This is a genomic window from Amycolatopsis sp. TNS106 (assembly GCF_019330265.1).
Taxonomy (GTDB): domain Bacteria; phylum Actinomycetota; class Actinomycetes; order Mycobacteriales; family Pseudonocardiaceae; genus Amycolatopsis; species Amycolatopsis lurida.
The window spans coordinates 4,840,667-4,862,431 of the sequence record NZ_CP024972.1 but is presented as its reverse complement, the minus strand read 5'-3'; the positions used below and the strand labels follow the sequence as shown (position 1 = coordinate 4,862,431).

General features: G+C 70.9%; 3 protein-coding genes. All 3 read left to right on the top strand.

The window, feature by feature from the left end; translation table 11 throughout:
• Nucleotides 1-2 precede the first annotated feature (2 nt).
• Nucleotides 3-6,185, top strand: a complete 6,183-nt coding sequence (locus CVV72_RS21730; protein ID WP_255632205.1) for a non-ribosomal peptide synthetase — start codon at nt 3-5, stop codon at nt 6,183-6,185.
• Nucleotides 6,182-9,331 carry an amino acid adenylation domain-containing protein gene (locus CVV72_RS41765; protein ID WP_255632204.1) on the top strand — a complete coding sequence of 1,050 codons (3,150 nt, stop codon included), beginning with the start codon at nt 6,182-6,184 and terminating at the stop codon, nt 9,329-9,331. Before CVV72_RS21730 ends, CVV72_RS41765 begins: the two co-directional genes overlap by 4 nt.
• 371 nt (nt 9,332-9,702) lie before the next feature.
• Entirely contained in the window at nt 9,703-21,678 is an 11,976-nt protein-coding gene (locus CVV72_RS21725; RefSeq protein WP_219145553.1) for a non-ribosomal peptide synthetase, read from the top strand.
• The last annotated feature ends 87 nt before the right edge of the window (nt 21,679-21,765 follow it).

Sequence of the window (21,765 nt, the reverse complement as noted above, 5' to 3'; positions counted from 1 at the left end):
CGATGAGTTCCGCAGCGCAGGCCGCACCGACGGTGCTCGATCTCTTCGCCAGGCAGGTGGGCCGGGCCCCCGGCGCGGTGGCCGTGGCCGATGGGGACCGGATCCTGACCTACCGGGAGCTCGACGAGCTCGCGGGCAGGCTGTCCGGCCGGTTGGTCGCCAGGGGCGCCCGCCGGGTCGCGGTGATGCTGGACCGCTCGGCCGATCTGCTGGTGGCGCTGCTCGCCGTCTGGAAGGCGGGCGCGGCGTACGTGCCGGTGGACGCCTCGTATCCCGCGCTGCGGGTGGCGTTCATGGTCGCGGATTCGGGTGCGTCCCTGATGCTGTGCTCGGCCGGGACGCGCGACAACGTCCCGGAAGGGACCGAGTCGATCGTCGTGACGGACGACGCGGGCGACGTCGCGGTCGTTCCGGCGAGCCCGGAGGACCTGGCGTATGTGATGTACACGTCCGGTTCGACGGGCAAGCCGAAGGGCGTCGCCGTCCCGCATTCCAGCGTCGCGGAACTGGTGGGCGATCCCGGCTGGGCGATGGAACCCGACGACGCGGTCCTCATGCACGCGCCGCATTCCTTCGACGCGTCCCTGTGCGAGATCTGGGTGCCGCTGGTGTCGGGCGCCAGGGTGGTGATCGCCGCGCCGGGGCCGGTCGATGCCCGGCGGCTGCGGGAGGCGGTCGCGGGCGGGGTGACGCGGGCGCATCTCACGGCGGGCAGTTTCCGCGCGGTGGCGGAGGAAGCGCCGGAGTCGTTCGCGGGGCTGCGCGAGATCCTGACCGGCGGGGACCTGGTGCCCGCGCACGCGGTGGACCGGGTGCGCCATGCCGCGCCCGGCGCGCGGATCCGGCATCTGTACGGGCCGACGGAAACGACGCTGTGCGCCACGTGGCACGTGCTCGAACCGGAGGACGATCCGGTGGCGGTCCTGCCGATCGGCCGTCCGCTCGCCGGGCGGCAGGCCTGGGTGCTGGACGACTCGCTGCGGCCGGTCGCCCCGGACGTGGTCGGCGAGCTGTACCTGTCCGGTGCCGGGCTGGCCGACGGGTACCTCGACCGGCCCGCGCTGACGGCGGAGCGGTTCGTGGCGGATCCCTTCGCGCCGGGCAAAAGGATGTACCGCACCGGTGACCTCGCGAAATGGACGCCGGACGGCGAACTGCTCTTCGCGGGCCGCGTCGACGACCAGGTGAAGATCCGCGGGTTCCGGATCGAACCCGGCGAGGTCGAGGCCGCGATGACCGCGCAGCCGGACGTCCACGAGGCCGTCGTGGTGCCGATCGACGGCCGCCTGATCGGTTACGTGGTGGCGGACGTGGAACCCGCGCTCGTCCGCGAGCGGCTTCAGGCGGTCTTGCCCGGCTACCTGGTCCCGGCCGTGGTGCTTGCGGTGGCGGCGCTGCCGCTGACCGGCAACGGCAAGGTGGACCGCGCGGCGTTGCCCGCGCCCGACTTCGCGGCGAAGGCCGAAGGGCGCGAACCCGTCACCGAGGCCGAGAGTGTCCTTTGTGGACTATTCGCCGAAGTGCTCGGCATCGACCGGGCGGGCGTCGACGACGGCTTCTTCGAGCTGGGCGGGGATTCGATCCTCGCGGTGCGCGTCGCGGCCCGCGCGGCGAAAGCCGGTCTGCTGGTGACGCCTTCACAGATCTTCGGCGAGCGGACTCCCGCGCGGCTGGCGGCGGTGGCGGGTATCGCCCCGGCCGATCGGCCCGTCGACGGTCCACTGGTCGAGCTGACCGCGGAAGACGAGACGGAGCTGGCGGCCGCGGTCCCGGACGCCGTCGAGGTCTGGCCGCTGGCGCCGCTCCAGGCGGGTCTGCTCTTCCAGACGACCCTCGACGACCAGGGCCCCGACATCTACCAGACGCAGTGGATCGTGGAGCTGACCGGACCGCTGGACGTGGCCAGGCTGCGGTCGGTGTGGGACGCGGCCTTCGCCCGGCACCCCGAACTCCGGCTGACCTTCCACCGGCTCGCGTCGGGCAAGGCGGTGCAGGCCGTCGCCGGACGCGTCGAGCTGCCGTGGCGCGAGGTCGACCTGTCCGGCGCCGGCGACATCGAAGGGGCCGTCAAGGCACTGTCCGCCGAGGAGCAGCGAGACCGGTTCGATCTCGCCAAGGCGCCGCTGTTCCGGCTCGTGCTGATCAAGGTCGCCGAGGATCGGCATCGGTTGCTGGTGGTCAACCACCACATCCTCACCGACGGCTGGTCGGTGGCGGTGATCCTCAACGAGGTCTCGGCGGCGTACACCTCCGGCGGTTTCCCCGAGCGGACGGCCGCTTCGTACCGCGACTATCTGGCCTGGTTGGACAGGCAGGACAAGGACTCGGCGCGCGCGGCTTGGCAGGCGGAGCTGTCGGACATCGACGTGCCCGCCCTGGTCGCCAAGTCGGACACGGCGACGGACTACGACTATCGCGTCACCCAGCTCGCGCCGGAGCTGTACGACCGGCTCACGGGTTTCGCCCGCGACCACGGGCTGACACTCAACACGGTGGTGCAGGGCGCGTGGGCGCTGGTGCTGGCGCGGCTCGCGCGGCGGACCGACGTCGTGTTCGGCACCACGGTCGCCTGCCGTCCCGCCGAACTCCCCGGTGTCGAATCGATGCCGGGACTGATGATGAACACGATCCCGGTGCGGGTCTCGCTGGACGGCGGGCAGTCCGTCGTGGACATGCTCACCGGCCTTCAGCGGCGTCAGGTCGAGCTGATGCCGCATCAGCACCTGGGGCTGACGGAGATCCAGAAGACGGCCGGACCCGGCGCGATGTTCGACACGCTGCTGGTGTTCGAGAACTACCCGCGGGACTTCGCCGACCAGTTCTCGTATCTGGGCACGGTCGAGGGGACCCACTACCCGGTGACGGTCGGGGTGATCCCGGGCGAAGAGTTCCGGATCCAGCTCGCCTACTGGCACGGGCAGATCGACGAGGCCGTCGCGGATTCCCTGCTGGACTGGTTCGCCGGGGCGCTCGGCGCGGTCGTCGAGGATCCGTCCGCACTCGTCGGGCGGACCGGGATGGGTGAGATTCCGTTGCCCCGCTGGGCACCCGCGTTGATCGACGGTGAACCGTTGCCGAAGCTGATCGGGCGGATGGCGGCCGAGCGGCCGGACGCGGTGGCGGTCACGGACGGCGAAGGCGACCTGACCTACGCGGAACTGTGGGACCGCGCGACCAGGTTCGCCGCCGTCCTGCGCGCGGCGGGCGTCGACCGGGAGCGCCGGGTCGGGCTGGTGGCCGGACGGTCCGCGTGGTGGCTGATCGGGATGCTCGGGGTGTCGCTGGCGGGCGGCGTTTTCGTCCCGGTGGACCCCGCGTACCCGGCCGAGCGGGTGAAGCTGATCTTCGGCAGCGCGGACCCGATGCTGGTGGTGTGTCAGGGAAAGACACGCGACGCGGTGCCGGAGGAGTTCACGGACCGGCTCGTGGTGCTCGACGAACTCGACCTGGCGGCGGCCCCGGAGGCGGTTCTGCCGACGGTGGGGATGCGCGACGCGGCGTACGTGATCTACACGTCGGGCTCGACGGGAACCCCGAAGGGCGTGATCGTCACGTACTCGGGCCTGGGCAACCTGGCGATGGCGCATATCGAACGGCTCGCCGTGACGCCGTCGTCCCGTGTCCTGCAGTTCGCGGCGCTCGGCTTCGACACCATCGTGTCCGAGGTGATGATGGCGTTGCTTTCCGGGGCGACGCTGGTGATGCCGCCGGACGAGGACCTGCCGCCGCAGGCTTCGCTGAGCGACACGCTGGAGCGGTGGGACGTCACGCACGTGAAGGCGCCGCCGTCGGTGCTGGCCACCGTCGACGTGTTCCCCGCCGGGGTCGAGACGGTGACCGCGGCGGGGGAGCTGTGCCCGCCGGGGCTGGTGGACCGGCTTTCGGCCGACCGCCGGATGCTCAACGCCTACGGGCCCACCGAGACCACGATCTGCGCGACGGTGAGCATGCCGCTGGCGCCGCGCGGCGACGTGATCCCGTTCGGTGGGCCGATCGCCGGGGTGCGCGGTTATCTGCTGGACGCGTTCCTGCGTCCGTTGCCGCGCGGAGTCGTCGGCGAGCTGTATCTGGCCGGGATCGGGGTGGCGCGGGGCTATCTCGGCCGTGCGGCGCTGACGTCGGAGCGGTTCGTCGCGGATCCGTTCGTCCCCGGCGAGCGCATGTACCGGACCGGCGACCTGGCCTACTGGACGGACGAGGACGAGCTGGTCTCGGCCGGCCGGACCGACGACCAGGTCAAGATCCGCGGGTTCCGGGTCGAGCCGCGCGAGATCGAGTTCGCGCTCTCCGGCAATCCCCGGGTCACGCAGGCCACGGTGACCGTTCGCGAAGGTCGTCTGGTGGCTTACGTGTCGCCGGGCGACGTCGACCCGGAGGCGCTGCGGTCCGAACTCGCCGAGCGGATGCCCGCGTACATGGTGCCCGCGGCGGTGATGGCACTGGATGTCCTGCCGCTGACCGCGCACGGGAAGATCGACCGGAAGGCGTTGCCCGAACCGGATTTCTCGTCGAAGACGGTCGGCAGGGAACCCGCGACCGAGGCCGAGCGGATCCTGTGCGAGGTCTTCGCCGAGGTGCTCGGGCTGGCGCGGGTCGGGGTCGAGGACAGTTTCTTCGAGCTGGGCGGGGATTCGATCTCGTCCATGCAGGTCGCGTCCCGCGCGCGCCGTGACGGCATCGCGCTGACCCCGAAGCAGGTGTTCGAACACCGGACTCCGGAACGGCTCGCGCAGCTGGCTGCGCCGGCTCCCCGGCAGGATTCGGGCAGGGCCACCGATGGCATCGGTGAAGTCGCGCTGACGCCGGTGATGCGGCTGTTCGGGGACGGCGTCGCGGCGCCGGGCTTCGCGCAGTGGATGGTCCTGGGCGCCCCGGCGGATCTGACGGAAGAGACGCTGACCGCCGGGCTGACGGCGGTGCTGGACACGCACGACATGTTGCGGGCGCGGATGGTCGACGGGCGGCTGGTGGTCGGCGAGCGCGGCGCTCCCGCGACCTTTACCCGGGTGAAGGTCGAAGGCGAGCCGGACGAGACCGCCGCGGCGCGAGAGGCCGTCGGACGGCTGGATCCCGCCGCGGGTGTCGTCGTCCAAATCGTGTGGTTGGACGCCGGAGCGGACCGGGTCGGCCGCCTGATCGTGGTGGCGCACCATCTCGTGGTCGACGGGGTTTCGTGGCGGGTCCTGGCGTCGGATCTGCCAGCGGCGTGCGAGGCCGCGGCCGCCGGCCGGGAACCGGAACTCGAGCCGGTGGCGGTGTCGTTCCGCCGGTGGGCGGGTCTGCTCCAGGAGTGGGCCGTCTCGGCCGAGCGGGTCGCGGAACTTCCCGCGTGGCAGGCGATTGTCGGAACCGGGAACCAGCAGGCTGCGGTAGGCGAGGTGCGTTCGCGGTCGTGGACGGTGCCCTCGGCCGAGACGTCGGTGCTGGCCGGGCGGGCGCCGGTGGTGTTCCACTGCGGCGTGCACGAGGTCCTGCTGGCCGGGCTCGCGGGGGCGGTCGCCCGGTGGAGCGCGTCGGACTCGGTACTGGTGGACGTCGAAGGCCACGGTCGTCATCCGGCCGAGGGAATGGACCTGTCCAGGACGGTGGGCTGGTTCACCAGCACGCATCCGGTGCGGCTCGACGTCTCCGGGATCGACCTGGACGGGGTGCTCGCCGGTGACGCGGCGGCCGGGACGTTGCTGAAGGCGGTCAAGGAACAGTCGCGTGCGGTGCCCGGCGACGGGCTCGGGTACGGGTTGCTGCGCCACCTCAACGCCGAGACGGAACCGCTGCTGGCGGCGCTGCCGTCGGCGAGCATCGGGTTCAACTACCTCGGCCGGTTCGCCGCCGGTGACAGTGGCGCTGTGCGGGCGTGGCAGCAGGTCGGCGAGATCGGCGGCTCGATCGACGCGGACATGCGGCTGCCGCACGCGCTGGACGTCAACGCGATCGTCCAGGATCTGCCGGACGGGCCGGAACTGATCATCCTGCTCGAATGGTCGGACGACGTGTTCGACGAAGCCGGAATCGAACGACTGGTCCAGGAACTGCTGGCCGTGTTGTCCGGACTGGCCTCCCAAGCGGAAGACCCCGCCGCGGGCGGGCACACCGCATCCGATTTCGGTCTCCTCGAATTGGACCAGGACGAGATCGAAAGCTTCGAAGCATTGGCAGCGGAACTCAGCGAAGGCCGGGCATCGTGAACACTTCGACGACAACTTCTGGATCGGCACTGGCCGAGGTCTGGCCGCTTTCCCCGATGCAGGCGGGCATGCTCTACCACGCCTCCTTGGACGACGAGGCGCCCGACATCCACCTCATCCAGCAGTCGCAGATCATCGACGGGCCCTTGGACACGGAACGGTTCCGGAAGTCCTGGGAGATCGTCCTGAACAGGCACGCGGCGCTCCGGGCGAGCTTCCAGCGGCGGAAGAACGGCGAGACGATCCAGCTCATCCCGCGGGACGTCAAGCTTCCGTGGGCCGAACGCGATCTGTCCGATCTGTCCGAAGAGGACGCGCTGACCGAGGTGAGCGCGATCGCGGAGAAAGAACGCTCCACGCGGTTCGACCTCACTCGGCCGCCGTTGCTGCGGCTGATGCTGATCCGGCTCGGCCCGGACAAGCACTGCCTGGTGACCACGAGCCACCACCTCCTCATCGACGGGTGGTCGCGGGCGCTCATCGAGGCGGATCTCCTGGAGATCTACGCGACGGGTGGCGTCGCGCGTGCCCCCGGTTCCTACGGGAATTACCTCGCCTGGCTGGGAAAGCAGGACAAGGAGGCCGCCAAGGCGGCTTGGCGCGCGGAACTGGACGGGGCCGACGGAACGTCGCTCGGGCTTCCGGAGATTCCCGGGAAAGCGCATGGACTGCCGTCGAGCGAGGTCGTCCGCCATTCGCCGGAGTTCACCTCCGCGCTGGCCGAGTTCGCCCGCCGCAACGGGTTGACGTTCAACACGCTGGTGCAGGGCGCGTGGTCGCTGGTGCTGGCGAGGCTGGCGCGCCGTCAGGACGTCGTGTTCGGCGCGGTGGTCTCCGGGCGGCCCGCCGAATTGCCCGGCGCGGAGCAGACCGTGGGGTTGTTCATCAACACCGTGCCGGTCCGGGTGCGGTTGGACGCCGGCCAGCCGGTGCTGCGCATGCTCACCGAACTGCAGGGACGGCAGTCGGAGATGATGGCGCACCACCATCTCGGCCTGCCGGAGATCCAGAAGCTGGGCGAAGCGGGCTTCGACACGATCGTCGTGTTCGAGAACTACGCCGACCCGGCGACCGGCTCGCCGTCCGAGCTCAGCCTGACCCTGCGGGATTTCAACCAGGCGACGCCGTACGCGATGACCCTCGGTGTCATGCCGGGCGAAAGCCTCGAGATCGAATTGCAGTATCACGCCGTCGAAGCGTCGGTCGCCAAGGCGGCGCTGGACGGGCTCACCCTGGTGCTGGAGCGGATCATCGCGGAACCGGGAACGCCGGTCGGCAGGCTGGACGTACTGGGCGAGGCCGGGCGTGCGCTGGTGGTCGAGCGCTGGAACGAAACGGACGACATCGTCGACGCGTCGTCGGCGGTGGAGCTGTTCGGCCGTCAGGTGGCACGGACTCCGCACGCGACGGCGATCGTGGCCGCGGACCGGGAGTATTCGTTCGCGGAACTCGACGAATGGTCCGGCAAGCTCGCTACGGTCCTGATCGCCCGGGGCGTGCGGCGCGGCGACCGCGTCGGGGTCGTGGTCGAGCGGTCGGCGGAACTGCTGGCGGCTTGGCTCGCGGTGTGGAAGGCCGGCGCGGTCTACGTGCCGATCGATCCGGGCTATCCGGCCGAGCGGGTCGCGTTCATGCTGGAGGATTCCTCGGCGGCCGCGGTGGTGTGCCGCGCCGGGACCGCGACGCCGTCCGGGTATCAGCGGATCCTCGTGGACGATCCGGTCGAGGGCGAGGCCTCGCTGGTGCCGGTCGGGGCGAACGACCTGGCGTACGTGATGTACACGTCCGGCTCGACCGGAACGCCGAAGGGCGTTGCTGTCTCGCATGGCGGCGTCGCGGCGCTGCTGGGCTATCAGGTGTGGGACCTGCATCCCGGTGACGCGGTGCTGATGCACGCGCCGCACACTTTCGACCCGGCGTTGTACGAGGTCTTGGTGCCGCTCGTGGCGGGCGCGCGGGTGATCCTCGCCGGTCCGGGCGTGATCGACGCGGACACCCTCGCCGCGCACGCGGCGGCGGGCCTCACGTCGGTGAACTTCACCGCCGGCCAGTTCCGCGCGCTGGTGCAGGAGAAACCGGACTGTTTCGCCGGGCTGCGCTACTTCCAGACCGGCGGGGACGTGGTGCCGCTCGGCGCGGTGGAGCGGGTGCGGCAGGCGTGCCCGGACCTGCGTGTCCTGCACACCTACGGGCCGACGGAAACGACGTTCTGCGCGTCGTGGAAGGTGATCCGGCCCGGCGACGAGCTGGGCTCGACGCTGCCGATCGGCAAACCGCATCCGGGACGGCGGCTGTACGTGCTGGACGTCTTCCTGCGGCCGCTGCCGCCGGGCGTCGCGGGCGACCTGTACATCGCGGGCGCCGGGGTGGCGCACGGTTACCTCGGCCGGACCGCGTTGACGGCCGAACGGTTCGTCGCCGATCCTTTCGCGTCCGGCGAGCGGATGTACCGGACGGGGGACCTGGCGTACTGGAACGACGAAGGCGAATTGGTCTTCGCCGGGCGCGCGGACACGCAGGTCAAGATCCGCGGCTATCGCGTGGAACCGGGCGAGGTCGAGGCGGTGCTGGCGGACCAGCCGGGCGTCGACCAGGCGGTGGTGGCGGTCCGCGACGGACGGCTGATCGGCTACATCGTGTCCGGCGCCGGGGTGGACCCGGTGCGGCTGCGCGACCGGATCGCCGGGCTGCTGCCGGAGTACATGGTGCCGTCGGTGGTGATGGCGCTGGGCGCGCTGCCGGTGAACGCGAACGGCAAGGTGGACCGGAAAGCGTTGCCGGAACCCGATTTCAGCGGGCATATCGCCGGGAGGGAACCGGTCACGGAGATCGAGCGGCTGCTGTGCGAACTCTTCGCCGAGATGCTCGGCCTGGAGCGGGTGGGTGCGGACGACAGTTTCTTCGAGCTGGGCGGGGATTCCATCGTCTCGATGCAGCTGGCGGCGCGGGCCCGGCGTGCGGGGATGACCTTCGGCGCGCGGGAGGTCTTCGAGTACCGGACGCCGGCGGGGCTCGCGTCGTTCGTCGAGCTGGGCGAGGAACCGGACGAGGTCCCCGCGGCGCGGAAACCCGCCGCCGACTTCGAACTGGTCGACCTGGGGAAGGACGAGATCGAGGAATTGGAGTCCGAGTTCGACACCGTTTAGGGGTCGGTTTTCGTTTTGGGGTCGTGAGTGGTTAGGACGGTTAGAACCGTCCTTGCCGCTCACGACCCCTTTTCGGTTTCCGGCGGCGTGTGGTGGGTGTCGCGAAAGTGGCTTTCGCGACACCCCGGGGCCGGGTGCGGTGACGTTCAGTAGGGGGTGTGTGGAAATAGGGACACTCAACGTCCCTATTTCCACACACCCCGCACCACAGGCGCTTTCACGGCAGGAAAACGGGGACCGTTGGACATGTTGTCCGGGTCGGCCCTTCGGGCGACGATTCGGTGGGGGGACATGCCGCATTCGACGTCGGCGCCTCGACTTCGCGCAGGACGGGATTCGCCGAAGAACTTCGCTGATCGAGGGAGATATTGATGGCTCAGTCGCGGATCGAGGACATCTGGCCGCTGTCGCCGTTGCAGGCAGGGCTGGTCTTCCACGCGGTCTACGACGGTGAAGGGCTCGACGTCTACATCGGACATTGGATCCTGGAGCTCGACGGGCCGGTCGACGCGGCGAGGCTGCGTGCGGCGTGGGAGGCGCTGCTGGCCCGGCACGCGTCGCTGCGCGCTTGCTTCCGGCAGCGCAAAACCGGCGAGACGGTGCAGATCATCGCCCGGCAGGTGGACCTGCCCTGGCGCGAGATCGACCTGTCCCACGTCGAAAACCCCGAGGCTGCCGTGCGAGAGCTGGCCGAGGAGGACCGGACGAAGCGGTTCGACCTCGCGACGGCGCCGTTGCTGCGGCTGACGTTGATCCGGCTCGGCGAAGACAGCCACCGCCTCGTGGTCACCTGCCATCACGCGATCATGGACGCCTGGTCGCTGCCCATCGTGTTCGACGAGCTGTCGGCGCTGTACACGGTGGCGGAGCTGCCGGAAGTGACGCCGTACCGCGAATATCTCGCGTGGCTGAGCCGTCAGGACAAGACGAAGGCACTCGCGGCCTGGACGAACGAACTCGGCGACCTCGAAGCGCAGACGCTGGTGGCGCCCGCCGATCCGGGACGCGCGCCCGGCATTCCCGAGAGTGTCACGGTCGAGCTGCCGCCGGAGCTCACCCGGTCGCTGGAAGACCTGGCCCGCGGCAACGGATTGACGCTCAACACCGTCGTGCAGGGCGCTTGGGCGATGGTGCTCGCGCAGCTGTCCGGCCGCACGGACGTCGTGTTCGGCGCGGTCGTTTCGGCGCGCCCGCCGGATCTGCCCGGTATCGAGGGGATGGTGGGGCTGTTCCTCAACACCGTCCCGGTGCGCGCGCGGCTGCGCGGGTCGGCGCCGGTCGTCGAGATGCTGGCGGAGTTGCAAAGACGCCAGTCGGCGCTCATTCCCGACCAGTTCGTCGGGCTCGCGGACATCCAGCAGGCGGCCGGACCCGGCGCGAGCTTCGACACCATGATCGTCTTCGAGAACTTCCCGCGCGAGCTCGGCGGGCCGGATTTCGCCGCGCCCTTCGGCATTCGCGTGAACCAGGGCCAGGAGGCGGCCCACTACCCGCTGACGCTGGTCGCCGTTCCCGGTGAGTCGATGCTCGTCAAGCTCGACTACCTGACGGACCTGTTCGACGAGGCCGCCGCGCGAGCCATCGTCGAGCGGTTCACCGGGGTGCTGCGTCAGCTGTCGGGTGACCTCACCGTCGCCGACATCGACGTGACGAGCGCAGCCGAGCGCGAAAGGATCGGGCAGTGGGGTGTCTCGGCTGAGCGGGCACCGGACGCGCTGGCGCCGGATCTGTTCTCACGTCAGGACGAAAGCGCGATCGCCGTCGTCGCCGGTGACGAAACCCTGTCGTACGGGGAACTGGCCGAGCGCGCCGAACGGCTCGCGGGCTATTTGAGCGGCAAGGGAGTCCGGCCCGGCGACCGGGTCGCCGTGGTGATGGACCGGTCGCCCGACCTGATCGCGACCCTGCTCGCGGTGTGGAAGGCGGGCGCGGCGTACATCCCGCTGGACCCCGCGTATCCGGCGGAACGCGTGAAGTTCATGCTGGCGGACGCCGAGCCGTCGGCGGTCGTGTGCACCGAAGCGCATCGGGACGCCGTCCTGGACGGCGGTCTCGCGCCGATCGTCCTCGACGATCCGGAGACGCGCCGAGCGATCGCGGAGTCCGCCCGGCTGTCGATCGGCGCCACGGCGGACACCGTCGCGTACGTGATGTACACGTCGGGATCGACGGGCATGCCCAAGGGTGTCGCGGTGTCGCACGGCAATGTCGCGGCGCTGGTCGGCGAACCGGGCTGGGACGTCGGCCCCGGCGACGCGGTGCTCATGCACGCCTCGCACGCTTTCGACATCTCCCTGTTCGAGCTGTGGGTGCCGCTGGTCTCGGGTGCCCGGGTGGTGCTCGCCGGATCGGGTGCCGTGGACGGCGAGGCACTGGCCGGCTACGTGGCGGACGGGGTCACGGCCGCCCACCTCACGGCCGGCAGTTTCCGGGTGCTGGCGGAAGAAGCGCCCGAATCGGTCGCCGGGCTGCGCGAGGTGCTGACCGGGGGCGACGCCGTGCCGCCCGCGGCGGTCGAGCGGGTGCGGCGGACGTGCCCGGACGTACGGGTGCGGCATCTCTACGGGCCCACCGAGGCCACGCTGTGTGCGACGTGGTGGGTACTCGAACCCGGCGACGACCTGGGATCGGTGCTGCCGATCGGTCGTCCGCTCGCGGGACGGCGGGTCTACGTCCTCGACGCGTTCCTGCGGCCCGTGCCCGAGGGATTGCCTGGTGAGCTGTATGTCGCCGGAGCCGGTGTGGCGCAGGGCTATCTGGGCCGTTCGACGCTGACGGCCGAGCGCTTCGTCGCGGATCCGTTCGTGCCCGGCGGGCGGATGTATCGCACCGGAGACCTCGCGTCCTGGACGGAGAACGGCACGCTGGCGTTCGCCGGCCGCGCCGACGACCAGGTGAAGATCCGCGGCTACCGGGTGGAGCCCGGGGAGATCGAGGTCGCGCTCGGCCGCCTTCCCGGCGTCGCCCAGGCCGTGGTGATCGCCCGTGGTGAGCAGTTGATCGGGTACGCCGTCCCCGAAGCGGGGCAGGATCTCGACCCGGCGAGCCTGAGCGGCCGGCTCGCCGAGACGCTGCCCGAGTTCATGGTCCCGGCCGCGATCCTGGTGCTGGACGAACTTCCGCTGACCGTCAACGGCAAGGTGGACCGGCAGACGCTTCCCGAGCCGGACTTCTCCTCGAAGGCGGCGGGCCGCGAACCCGCGACCGAGGACGAACGAGTCCTTTGTGGAGTTTTCGCCGACGTCCTCGGGCTGGAGCGGGTCGGCGTCGAAGACAGCTTCTTCGAACTGGGCGGTGACTCGATCTCGTCGATGCAGGTGGCCGCCCGCGCCCGGCGGGAGGGGATCTCCCTGACGCCGCGGCTGGTGTTCGAGCACCGGACGCCCGAGCGGCTGGCGGCACTGGCCAAGGAAACACCGGCGCAATCCTCCACAGTGGACAGTGGGGTCGGCGAGATCCCGATGACGCCGGTGATGCTCGCCCTCGGCGAGAACGCCGTGCGCCCCGGCTTCGCGCAGGCACGGGTCATCGTCACCCCTGCGGAATTCGACCAGAACAAGCTGGTCAAGGCCGTTCAGGCGCTGCTGGACACGCACGATCTGCTGCGGGCGCGGGTGGAATCGGGGCGGCTGATCGTGCCCGAGCCGGGCGCGGTGGACGCGGCCGCACTCGTGACGCGCGTGGTCGCCGAGAACCTGGACGAGACCGCCGAACGCGAGGTCCGCGAGGCGACGGCCGCGCTGGACCCGGCGGCCGGGGCGATGCTGCGCGTGGTGTGGATCGACGCTCCTGACACCGGGCAGGGACGGCTCGCGCTGGTGGCGCATCACCTCGCCGTCGACGCGGTCTCGTGGGGAATCCTGCTGCCCGATCTGCGCTCGGCCTACGAAGACGCGGCGCTCGAACCCGTGGCGACGTCGTACCGGCAGTGGGCGCGGCGGCTGGCCGAGCAGGCGCGCGACGAGCGCACCGTGGCCGAGACCGAGCAGTGGATCGCCCTGCTCGACGGTGCGGAACCGGCGGTGGAACCGAGCCCGGGAAAGACGCACTCGTGGTCCGCGACGGTGTCCGGTGACGTGGCGAACGACCTGCTGACCCGGTTGCCCGCCGCCTTCCACTGCGGCATCCAGGACGTCCTGCTGGCGGGGCTCGCGGGCGCGGTGACGCGGCTGCGCGGGAGCGGCGCGCTGCTGGTGGACGTCGAAGGCCACGGCCGCGAGGCCGCCGACGGCGAGGACCTGCTGCGTACCGTCGGCTGGTTCACCAGCGTGCACCCGGTCCGCTTCGACGTCTCCGCGGGGGACCTGCTGAAGACGGCCAAGGAACAGATCCGTGAGGTTCCCGGCGACGGGCTCGGCTACGGGCTCCTGCGTTACCTCAACCCCGACACCGGTGCCAGGCTCGCGGAATTGCCGTCCGCGCAGATCGGCTTCAACTATCTCGGCCGGACAAGCCTTTCCGCCAAGGACCCGGCGTGGCAACCGGCGGGCGAAGGACCACTCGGCGGCGGCCCGGACATGATCCTGGCCCACCCCGTGGAGGTCGGCGCGGAGGTCCAGGACACGGCGGACGGGCCCCGGCTGGGGCTCGCCATCGACGGCCGGGACCTCGATCCCGCCACGGTGGAACGTCTCGGTGAGGCCTGGCTGGCGACGCTGAACGCGCTCGCCGCCGATTCCGCCGCCGGTGGGCACACGCCGTCCGACTTCGCGCTCGTCGAACTGGCGCAGCAGGACGTGACCGAGCTGGAAGCCGTGACGCCGGGGCTGACCGACATCTGGCCGCTTTCGCCGCTGCAGGAAGGCATGCTCTTCGAACGGGCCGTCGCCGACGACGGTGTCGACGTCTACCAGAGCCAGCGGATCCTCGACCTCGACGGGCCACTCGACGCCGAGCGGCTGCGCGCCGCGTGGAACCAGGTGGTCGCCCGGCACGAGACGCTGCGGACCGGCTTCCACCAGCTGGCTTCCGGCGAGCCGGTGCAGGTCGTCGCCGCCGAAGCGGAAATCCCTTGGCGCGAGGTCGATCTCTCGCATGTCGGGGAAGCGGACGCGGCCGCGGAGATCGAACGCCTGCTCGCTGAGGACCAGGCCGAGCGCTTCGACGTGACCAAGGCGCCGCTGCTCCGGCTGATGCTGATCAAGCTGAGCCCGGTGCGGCACCGGTTCGTGCTGACGTCGCACCACGTTCTCCTCGACGGCTGGTCCACGCCGCTCGTCCTGGGTGAAGTGTCGATCGCCTACGCGGGCGGGCAAGCCCCGTCGAAGTCACCGTCCTACAAGGACTATCTGACCTGGTTGAGCCGCCAGGACGAGCGGGCGACGCAGGCGGCGTGGCGGGCCGAACTCGCCGGTTCCGACGAGCCGACCGTGGTGGACGCCGACGCGGACAAGGCGATGGTCGTGCCGGGTGAGCACGCCGAATCGCTGCCCGAGGCGGCGACACGAGCGCTCACCGGTTTCGCCCGCGGTCACGGCCTGACGCTGAGCACGATCGTGCAGGGCGCGTGGGCGCTGGTGCTGTCGCGGCTGGCGAGCCGGACGGACGTCGTGTTCGGGACGGTCGTTTCCGGGCGCCCGGCGGACGTGCCGGACGTGGAACAGATGGTGGGGATGTTCATCAACACCGTCCCGGTCCGCGTGCCACTCGACGGCGACCTGCCGGTGCTGGAAATGCTCCAGGATCTGCAAGCCCGGCAGTCCGCGTTGACCGAGCATCAGTACCTGGGGCTGTCGCAGGTGCAACGCGCGGCGGGGGCGGGCGCGGTCTTCGACACCATCGTGATGATCGAGAACTACCCGCACGACGCCGACGGTCTCGGCGACGACGGCGGTGTCGCGATCAGCGCGGTCGAGACCAGGACCGGTACCGGCTATCCGCTGACCATGAGCGTTTCGCCCGGCAAGAGCCTGCTGATCCGCGTGGCCTTCCGGCCCGACCGGATCGACGCGGGAACGGCGGCCGAGGTCGCGAAGCAGGTCGTGCGGGTCCTGGAGCGGGTGCCGGCGGCGGCTTCGCTTCCCGTGGGACGCCTCGGCGTGACGAGCGAACCGGCGCGCGAGTCCGTGGTGGAGCGGTGGAACGCGACGGGTGAGGCGACGACGGGGGTCACGGTGCCCGAGCTGTTCCGGCTCCGGGCCGCGGAATCCCCGGACGCGGCGGCGGTCGTCGATGGCGACCGCACGCTGTCCTATGCCGAACTCGACCGCGAGTCCGATGGGCTGGCCGGGTCCTTGGCCGCGCGGGGTGTCCGGCGTGGTGACCGCGTCGGCGTCGTGATGGACCGCGGCGCGGATCTGCTCGTCGCCCTGCTCGCGGTCTGGAAGGCCGGTGCGGCCCAGGTTCCGGTGAACGTGGACTACCCCGCGGAACGGATCGAGCGGATGCTGGCCGATTCCGGTGCCGCGCTGGCGATCTGCGTGGCGGCGAGCCGCGACGCGGTGCCGGACGGCGTCGAGCCGGTCGTCGTGGGCGCGACGGAGCATGCGGCGCCGCCCGTCACCGTCGGGGCGCACGACACGGCCTACGTGATGTACACGTCGGGATCGACCGGCGTGCCGAAGGGTGTTTCGGTGCCGCACGGCAGTGTCGCGGCGCTCGCGGGTGACCCGGGCTGGTCGCAGGGGCCGGGGGATCGGGTGCTGCTGCACGCTTCCCACGCGTTCGACGCGTCGCTGGTCGAGATCTGGGTGCCGCTGGTGAGCGGGGCCGCCGTGGTGGTCGCGGAGCCGGGCGCGGTCGACGCGCAGCGGGTGCGGGAAGCGGTCGAACGCGGTGTCACCACCATCCACCTGACCGCCGGGACCTTCCGCGTGGTGGCCGAGGAAGCGCCGGAATCCTTCATCGGGCTGCGGGAGATCCTGACCGGTGGCGACGCGGTGCCGCTCGCCTCGGTCGAACGGATGCGCCACGCGTGCCCGGACGTCCGGTTCCGGCAGCTGTACGGCCCCACCGAAATCACGCTGTGCGCCACCTGGCTCGTCCTCGAACCGGGTGCCGAGACGGGCGACGTCCTGCCGATCGGCGGACCGCTGGCCGGCAGGCAGGCGTACGTGCTCGACGCGTTCCTGCAGCCGGTGGCGCCGGGCGTGACCGGCGAGCTGTACCTCGCCGGTGCCGGTCTGGCGCACGGTTATCTGGGCGCTCCGACCGCGACGGCGCAGCGCTTCGTCGCGAACCCGTTCGCCGCCGGTGAGTGCATGTACCGCACGGGCGACCTCGCGCGCTGGACCGACGACGGAGAGCTGCTGTTCGGCGGCCGGGCCGACTCCCAGGTGAAGATCCGGGGCTACCGCGTCGAACCGGGGGAGATCGAGGCGGCGCTGACCGCGCTGCCCGACGTCTCGCAGGCCGTCGTGGTGGCGCGGGAGGAACGTCCCGGTGAGAAGCGGCTGATCGCCTACGTGACCGCGGAACCGGGACTGGAATCCGAAGCGATCCGCACCCGGCTCGCGGAGCGGCTGCCGGAGTTCATGGTGCCCGCGGTGGTGCTGGTGCTGGATACGTTCCCGTTGACCCTCAACGGAAAGATCGACCGCGCCGCCCTGCCCGCCCCCGAATTCGCCGGGAGACCGGCAGGCCGCGAACCGCGGACCGAGGCCGAACGCGTCATGACCGATCTCTTCGCCGAGATCCTCGGCCTGGACCGGGTCGGCGCGGACGACAGCTTCTTCGAACTGGGCGGCGACTCGATCCTCTCGATGCGGCTGGCCGCCCGAGCCCGGCGCGAGGACTTCGTCTTCGGCGCCAAGCAGGTCTTCGAACAGAAGACCCCCGCGGGGATCGCGGCGGTCGCCGAGCGCGGCGTGCAGGGGGCCGAGGTCGCCGACGGTGTCGGCGAGGTGCCGTGGACGCCGGTCGTGCGGGCGCTGCTCGAACGCGATCCGGGTGCGATGTCGCGGGGCGCGCTGGCGCAGTGGGTGACGGCGGGCGTGCCCGGCGACCTTTCTCTCGAGGTGCTGACGGCCGGTCTGCGTGCGGTGATCGACACCCATGATCTGCTGCGGAGCCTGGTCACCGAGTCGGGTCTAGTGGTGGCCGAGCGGGGAACCGTGGACGCGGCGGCGCTGCTTCAGCGGGTCGAGGCCGGAGCCGGTGACCTCGACGAAATCGCGGAACGTCACGCGCATGAGGCCGCCGGACGGCTCGACCCCGTCGCGGGTGTGATGCTCCAGGCCGTTTGGGTGGATGCCGGCTCCGAGGGACGGCTCGTGCTGGCCGCCCATCACCTCGCGGTCGACGTGGTGTCGTGGCGTGTCCTGCTGGCCGATCTGCAAGCGGCGTGCGAGGAACCGGTGCTCGACCCACCGCCCGTTTCGTTCCGGCGCTGGGCGCGGACGCTGGCCGATCAGGCGGCGTCGCGGACCGGGGAACTGGAGCTGTGGACGGAAATCCTCGACGGCGCGCAGGCGCGGATCGGTGAACTCGATCCTCGGCGCGACACCATCGCGACGTCGGGGCGCAAGTCGTGGACCCTGCCGAGGGATCGCGCGAGCGTGCTCGTCGAGAAGACCACCACGGCCTTCCACTGCGGCGTCCACGAGGTACTGCTGGCGACCCTCGCCGGTGCGGTCACCCAGTGGCGTGGCGGCACCGCCGTCGTGGTGGACGTGGAAGGACATGGCCGTCAGCCGCTCGACGGAATGGATCTGTCGCGGACGCTCGGCTGGTTCACCGACGTCCATCCGCTGAGGTTGGACACCGCCGGGGCGGACACGCCCGGCAAGTTGCTGAAGCAGGTCAAGGAAAACGTGCGAGCGGTGCCGGACGGCGGGCTCGGCTACGGGATGCTGCGGTATCTCGACGCGGAGACCGGGAAGGTGCTGGCGGCGCTGCCGTCGCCGGAGATCGGCTTCAACTACCTCGGGCGGTTCTCGGCCCGGCCCGAAGGCGACGCGGAACCCTGGCAGCTGGCCGGGACCATCGGCGGGACGGCGGAGGACGACCTGCCGCTGCGGCACGCCGTCGAAATCGACGCGGTCGTGCTCGACGGGGAGTTTTCGCTGACTCTGACCTGGGCGGAACGCCTGCTCACGGAGGCCGACGCGGAGTCGCTCGGCCAGGCGTGGCTGGACATGCTGACCGGCCTCGCCCTCGACACCGAGGGTGGCGCGGGCGGACACACGCCGTCCGACTTCCCGCTGATTTCGCTGACGCAGCAGGAAGTGACGGACGTCGATGCCCTCGTGCCGAGCCTGGCCGACATCTGGCCGCTTTCCCCGCTGCAGGAAGGGTTGCTGTTCCACGCGGTCGACGAGCGCGGCCCGGACGTCTACGCCGGTATCCGCGACATCATCCTCGACGGGCCGCTGGACGTCGCCCGGTTCCACGCGGCGTGGCAGACCCTGCTCGACCGGCATCCCGCGCTGCGGGCGGGATTCCACCGCCTAGGCTCCGGGACCGCCGTCCAGGCCGTCGTCCGCGACGTCGCGGTGCCGTGGCAGGAAACCGATCTGTCGCACCTGCCCGAGGACGAGGCGCTGGCGGAATTCGAGCGGCTCGCGGCGGAATCCCACGCCGAGCGGTTCGATCTGGCGAAGGCGCCGCTGCTGCATCTGCACCTGGTGCGGTTCACCGAGCGCAGGCACCGGCTGGTGCTCCGGTCGCACCACATCTCGGCCGACGGCTGGTCGCTTCCGGTGTTCCTCGGCGAGGTTATGGCGGCCTATGAAGACGACCGGCCGCTTCCCACACCGACGTCGTACCGCGAGTACCTCGCCTGGCTTTCCCGCCAGGACAAGGCGGCGGCCAAGGAAGCGTGGCGGACCGAACTCGCCGGGCTCGACGAGGCGACCCACGTGGTGCCGCCGGACACGATCGCCGTACCCATCGAGCCGGATCGCGTCCGCTTCGAACTCGACGACGACCTCAGCGGCCGCCTGATGGAGTTCACCCGGCGGCACGGCGTCACGACGAACACGCTTTTTCAAGGCGTGTGGGCACTTCTGCTGGCCAGGCTGACCGGACGCGACGACGTCGTCTTCGGGACCACGGTGGCCGGGCGGCCGGTCGAGATCCCCGGGGTGGAAACCGCGGTCGGCCTGTTCATGAACATGCTGCCGGTCCGGGCGCGGCTCACCGGCGCCCAGCCGTTCCTGGAGATGCTGGCGGATCTGCAGGCACGCCAGGTCGCGCTGATGCCGCACCAGCACGTCGGGCTGACCGAGATCAACCAGCTCGCCGGTCCCGGCGCGGCCTTCGACACGATCGTGGTGTTCGAGAACTACCCGCCGCCGCCCCCGCCGTCCGACGATCCCGACGTCCTCGCCCTGCGCCCGGCGGGGATCCCGGACGACACCGGGCACTATCCGTTGTCCATCCGCGCTTCCGAGGGTGGCGGTGTCCACGGTGAGGTCATCTACCGGCCGGACGTGTTCGGCCGCGACCGGATCGAAGAGATCGTCGCCTCGATCATCCGGGCGCTCGACCAGGTGGTGACCGAGCCGCGGGTGCCGGTCGGCCGGGTCGCCCTGATCGGGCCGGAGCAGCGCCGCCTGGTGATCGAGGAGTGGAACCGGACCGAGGTGCCGTTCGAGGCGGAGACCCTGCCGGTGCTGTTCCGCCGTCAGGTGGAGCGGTCGCGGGACGCGGTGGCGATCGAGGACGCGAAGCGGACCTTGACCTACGGCGAACTGCTCGGTGAGGTCGAGACGCTGGCGCGGTTGCTCGTCGGGCTGGGTGTCCGGCGGGAGACCCGGGTCGGGGTGCTGGTCGAGCGGTCGGCCGAACTCGTGGTGACCATGATGGGCGTGACGTTCGCCTGCGGGGCGTTCGTCCCGGTCGACCCGGACTATCCGGCCGAGCGCATCGAGCTGATGCTGACCAGTTCGGCGCCGCAGGTGCTGGTGTGCACGTCGGCTACCCGGGCGGTCGTGCCGGAGAAGTTCGACGGCGAGATCCTGCTGCTGGACGAACTTCCCGCCGCGGATCCGTCGGTCGTGTTGCCGTCGGTGAAGACGACCAACGCGGCGTACGTCATCTACACGTCCGGGTCGACAGGGGTGCCGAAGGGTGTCCAGGTCACTCATTCCGGGCTCGGGAACCTGGCGACCGCGCATATCGAACGCCTTGGCGTGACGTCGTCCTCGCGGGTCCTGCAGTTGTCCGCGATCGGCTTCGACGCCATCGTCTCCGAGCTGTACATGGCCCTGCTGGCCGGCGCGACGCTCGTGCTGGCCGACGCGGAGAGCATGCCGCCGCGGGTGACGCTGGGCGACGCGCTGCGGCAGTGGGGGATCACGCATCTCACGGTGTCGCCCAGTGTGCTGGCGGTCGAGGAGGATCTGCCGGACACGCTGCGCGGCGTCCTGACCGGCGGCGAGGTGTGCACGCCGGCGCTGGTCGACCGCTGGTCGCCGGGGCGCCGGTTCATCAACGCTTACGGCCCGACCGAGACGACGATCTGCTCGACCATGAGCGCCCCGTTGTCGCCGGGCCACGAGGTCGTCCCGCTCGGCGGCCCGATCCGGAACGTAAAGCACTACATCCTCGACGCGTACCTGCAGCCGGTGCCGCCGGGGGTCGCGGGCGAGCTGTACATCGCGGGAGCCGGACTCGCCCGCGGGTATCTCGGGCGGCCGGGGCTGACGTCGGAACGGTTCGTCGCCGACCCGTTCACGCCGGGCGAGCGCATGTACCGCTCCGGCGACCGGTTCCGCTGGGATCCCGACGGCGAGCTGATCTTCGTCGGCCGCGTCGACGCGCAGGTGAAGGTGCGCGGCTACCGGGTCGAGCCCGCGGAGATCGAGAACGTGCTGGCCGAACATCCGGGCGTCGCGCAGGTCGCGGTCGCCGTCCACCGGGACGGGCCGGGCGACAAACGGCTGGTGGCGTACGTCGTGCCCGCGGACGAGGCGGACGTTTCGCTCACCTCGGTGCTGCGCGAGATGGCGGCCGCCCGGCTGCCGGAGTACATGATGCCCGCGGCGTTCGTGGCGCTGGAGAAGATGCCGCTCACCCCGAACGGCAAGCTCGACCACCGGGCGCTCCAGGCGCCCGACTTCTCCGGCCTGTCCTCCGGCCGCGACCCGCGCACGGCCATGGAGGCGAAGCTGTGCGAGCTGTTCGCGGAGGTGCTCGGCCTGGAGCAGGTCGGGCCCGACGACAGTTTCTTCGAACTCGGCGGCGACTCGATCACCTCGATGCAGCTGTCGGCCCGCGCCCGCCGCGAAGGGCTGGAACTGAGCCCGTGGCAGGTGTTCGAAGAGAAGACACCGGAACGGCTGGCGACGCTCGTCAAGGAGATCCCGGCCGAAGGCGAGACCACTCCGGAACCGGAACCCGCCGGGGGCTCGCTCGTCGCCCTTTCCCCAGACCAGCTGGACCAGCTCGAGGCCGGGTTCTCGTGATCAGACACCGCACTCACGTGCTTGGAGGCGTAACTCACGTGCTTGGAGGCGTAACTCGCGTGTACGGCTCCGATCACGCGAGTTACG